Origin of the sequence: Arthrobacter agilis (assembly GCF_002953615.1) — a bacterium.
Taxonomy (GTDB): Bacteria; Actinomycetota; Actinomycetes; order Actinomycetales; family Micrococcaceae; genus Arthrobacter_D; species Arthrobacter_D agilis_B.
The window spans coordinates 3,187,431-3,191,598 of record NZ_CP024915.1; the positions used below are offsets into that span (position 1 = coordinate 3,187,431).

4 protein-coding genes are annotated in these 4,168 nt (G+C 67.1%); 1 reads left to right on the forward strand and 3 read right to left on the reverse strand.

The features are described from left to right. The 3 genes from CVO76_RS15605 to CVO76_RS15615 form a co-directional block, all read right to left on the reverse strand. Positions 1-754: glycosyltransferase family 2 protein (locus CVO76_RS15605; protein ID WP_208740043.1), on the reverse strand; the 754-nt coding region annotated here is incomplete at its 3' end. Then, entirely contained in the window at positions 754-1,161 is a 408-nt protein-coding gene (locus tag CVO76_RS15610) for a DUF2304 domain-containing protein (RefSeq protein WP_133080916.1), read from the reverse strand. The genes CVO76_RS15610 and CVO76_RS15605, both read right to left, overlap by 1 nt. Next, positions 1,158-1,931, reverse strand: a complete 774-nt coding sequence (locus tag CVO76_RS15615; RefSeq protein WP_244186040.1) for a glycosyltransferase family 2 protein — start codon at positions 1,929-1,931, stop codon at positions 1,158-1,160. Before CVO76_RS15615 ends, CVO76_RS15610 begins: the two co-directional genes overlap by 4 nt. 197 nt (positions 1,932-2,128) lie before the next feature. Between CVO76_RS15615 and CVO76_RS15620 the strand changes: the two genes are divergently transcribed. Further along, positions 2,129-4,168 (forward strand): DUF6541 family protein (locus CVO76_RS15620; protein WP_208740044.1); only part of this gene is annotated, 2,040 nt, incomplete at its 3' end.

Sequence of the window (4,168 nt, forward strand, 5' to 3'; positions counted from 1 at the left end):
GCTGGAAGTCCTTCACGCACTCGTCGAAGAAGGCACGCTCCTCGGCGAAGCGCCGGCCGTCGAGTGCACGCACGGACGAATCGGACTCGCGGTGGCGCCTGTACTGGAAGCAGGTCTCCGCCAGGACGAGCATCTTCCCGCCCGACATGATGATGTCGGTCGCAAGGGCGAGATCCTGGACGACGTCGTACTGCTCCCTGAAGCTGTGGCGCGTGATGGCCTCGGACCGCCAGGCGAGGGACGGGAAGTACAGCCAGTCACCCGTGAGGAGGCTCGCTGCCAGCGGTTCCCCTGCCACGACCGCGCTCGCGCTCTCCCCCACGAGCCGGCGCCGGAGGTAGCTCTTCACGCGGTCACCGACCGGCTGGTAGACGGTCCCGTTCTCGTCGATCACCTCGACGCCCGGCTGGATGATGTCCACGGACTGGCGCGAGAAACCCTCGTGCACCACCGAGAGGTAGTTCGGGAGCATCAGGTCGTCCGCGCCCATGATCACGACGTAGTCGTGCTCGATCAGGGACAGGCATTTCCGGTAGTTCGCATTCGCGCCGAGGTTCACCTCGTTCCTGAAGTACCGGACGCGGTCGTCCGAGTCCGTCAGGTCCTTGAAGTAGGCCGGCAGTGAATCGTCGGGGAACCCGTCATCCACGATGGTCAGCACGAAGTCCCGGTGGTCCTGGTCGAGGACGGACTGTACTGCCGCCTTCATCATCGCCACGTCCCCGTAATAGGGGAACATCACGTCTATAGTCATCAATCTTTCCTCTGCTGGTCAAAGTTCATCGGGTTCTCGGCCCCGTGCCGAGGGACAGGGGTGGCTTTCGGGTTGTTCAGCCGCTCGACTGCCGCCCGGAGGATCGATACCTCTTCGGCGAGGATCCGCGTCTCGTCCTCGAGGATCGTCAGCTCGCGGGACACGTGCAGGGAGACGCCCACGAGCAGGAGGATGGACAGCGCGAAGAGCAGGTTGGACGGCACGATCACGCCGACCGCGTCGGCGGCGAATTCCAGGAGACTGGGGAACAGCGCCAGGACGATCGTCAGGGTGCCGATGACGAGCCAGAGGATCGCGTACTTCTCGCGCAGTTTCCCGTTGCGCAGCATCACGAGGACGACGGCGACGATCAGGATCGAGGAGAAGAGTGAGAATGCCACGCTCATGCTGGTACGGGTCCTTCTCCTGCTATGTCCCCGGTCGAGGGAGCTTGGTAGTCACGCGGGGTTCTTCTGCGGGCGAGGGCGAAGCACAGGACCAGGCCCGACCGCGCGAGGTAGATGGATGCTTTCCACGGGCTCTGGCTGGGAGTACCGGCCTGGCGCACGCGCATCTCGACGGGCACCTGTGTCACGGTACAGCCCGACTTCAGGGCGACGACGAGCGAATCGATCGTGTCTCCGAGGTACTCCGCCGGGAAGTGCTCGATGTACTGGTGCAGTCCCCGCCGGTTCACGGCGCGGAAACCGGAGGTGACGTCGGTCAGCCTGGTACCGGCGACGCGCGAGATGACCCTGGCGAGGAGCGACATCGCCCAGCGGCGCGGCCCCTTGGCCTGGTACTCCCCCTTGCCGGCGAACCTCGCGCCGATCGAGATGTCGGCTCTCTCGAGCCCCTGGAGGACCTTCGCGATGTCCTCCGGCATGTGCTGTCCGTCCGAATCGACCTGGATCACACCCGAGTAGCCGTTGCGGAGCGCGTACTTGAAACCGGTGCGCATGGCGCCGCCGACTCCGAGGTTGAAGGGGAGCCTCAGGACGACGGCCCCGGCCTCTTCTGCGATCCTCGCCGTGTCGTCCCGTGATCCGTCATCGACCACGAGGATGTCCATTCCGGGTTCCACCCGCTTGATGTCCCTGATGGTGTCACCGATCGCCTCTGCTTCATTCCAGGCAGGCATGACGATCAGGATGCCGGAAGGCGGTCTCTTACCCATGGTGTGCAATCATAGCAATAGGCGTCGCGACCTCGGTGCTGAGCGCTCGAGAGCCGCCGACCGTGGTCTGTCGCGTCTCAAGCAGGCCACCGGGCGTCCTGGCTCCGGAGAGCCACGGAGGGTGACCATCTTCTTACAGGGCCAGCACTGTGTCCTCGGAACGTGGACCTCAGAAATACGACGAGGAGATTGACCATATGAGCTGGTGGGCTACAGCCCCTGCCTTCGCTGGCGCGGTACTCGTTTTCTTCGGGCCGGGGCTTGTCGTCCTCGCAGCCGCCGGTGTCCGGCGGGTCGCCCTCGTCGCCCTGTCGGCCCCGATCTCCATGTCGATCGGTTCGTGCCTCGCCGTCGTGCTGCCCTATCTCGGCGTCGGGTTCACTCCGGTGTCCTATCTCCTCTTCTCCCTGGGCCTGGCTGCGGTGGTGCTGCTCGCCCGACGGCTGCTCGGACGGAACGGGTCCGCCGGCCTCCGCTCCGTCCGCCGCTTCGGGGACGTCGAACTGGTGGACAACCGGCCGATGGACGGCAACGGGCTTCCCACCTGGGTCCGGAGACTGCTGGTCCCGGTCGCCGTCGCCTTCCCGGCGATCATCATCGGGTCCCGCTACATCGCAGGCTTCGGCTCCCCCGAGAACTTCTCGCAGACCTTCGACAACGTCTACCACCTCAACGCGGTCAAGCACATCGCGGAGACGCAGAACGGCTCCGCGCTGACCCTGGGGAACCTGACGGAAGCCTCCCAGGCCTTCTATCCCGCAGCCATGCACGACCTCATGGCACTCGTCGTCATGATGACGGGCGTCTCCGTGCCCGTCGCCGTCAACGTGGGCACCATCCTCCTGGGTGCCGTCGTGTGGCCGCTCTCCTGCGTGTTCCTGATCAGCCGGGTCATCGGCTATCGGGCCATCCCCCTGCTCGCGGCCGGTGTCCTGTGCGCGGGGATGAGCGGGTTCCCCTACCTGATGGTCGCTTTCGGGGTCCTCTACCCGAACCACGCCGCCATCGCCCTGCTGCCCGCTGCCCTGGGCCTGGTCATCGAAGCCCTCGGGATGACGCCGGAGCGTCGCCGGACGCTCTCCATCTCCGCAGGGCTGCTCACCGCCGCGGTACTGCCCGGACTCGCGCTCGCCCATCCCAGCACGCTGCTCGCCCTCCTGGCATTCGCGGGTCCCGTGGTCGCAGGACGAGCCGTGCGGGAGTTCCGGTTCCGCCACGGCGGGGCGGACCGGCACGCACGCCCCGTACTGTGGGGCGTCGTCTTCGTCCTCTACGCAGGCGTCACGCTCGTCGCCTGGCTGAAGGTCCGGCCGTCCCTGGCCTTCGCGCCGTGGACCCCGTTCCAGACCAATGCCCGCGCGATCGGCGAGATCCTCGGAAGTGCGCCGATGGGAGCGACCACGGCCTGGATCCTCCTGGTCCTGACGGTCGCCGGGATCTACGTCGCGGCCCGGCAGTTCCGGGACCTGTGGTGGGTCCTCATGATGTTCGTCATCGCCGGCGTGCTGTACATGGTCGTCTCGAGCTGGAACCTCGGCTGGTTCCGCACCTTCCTCACGGGGGTCTGGTACAACGACAGCTTCCGCCTCGCCGCCCTCCTTCCCGTCGTCACGCTCCCCCTGAGCGTCCTCGGTGCCGAGTGGGTGACGGGCCGGCTGCGCGTGCTCGGCACGCAGCTGGCGCCGGCCGACCACAGCATCGGGGCCCGACGGCGCCTCCCGGCCGCGCGTCGGGTCCGCCAGGCGATCCCCCGGCTCACCGGTCATCCGATCACCGCAGCGGCCGTCGTCCTCCTGCTCGGGGTGGGGACGCAGGGAGGCACCCTGGCCGGGGTCCAGATCCGCATGGGGGAGGTCTTCGCGCTCGAGGAGGAGTCCCCGCTCCTGACCACGGACGAGCTCGCCCTTTTGGAACGCGTCCCCGATCTCGTGCCGGCAGGCGACGTGGTGGTCGGCAATCCCCGCACCGGGGCGTCGCTCGTCTATGCGGTCGCGGACCGGCAGACCGTGGCACCCCACATCTTCGGTGACCGCACTGACGCCGAGCAGACGCTGCTCGACCACTGGGACGAAGCAGGCTACAACCCCTCCGTGTGCGAGGCCATCACGGACGAACGGGCGTTCTGGGCCCTCGACTTCGGTGACAAGGAAGTCGTACCCGGGGACGAGCCCTACATCGGTTTCCGCGCCCTCACGGATCAGAGCGCTCCCGGTATCTCACTGGTCGCGGAGGAGGGG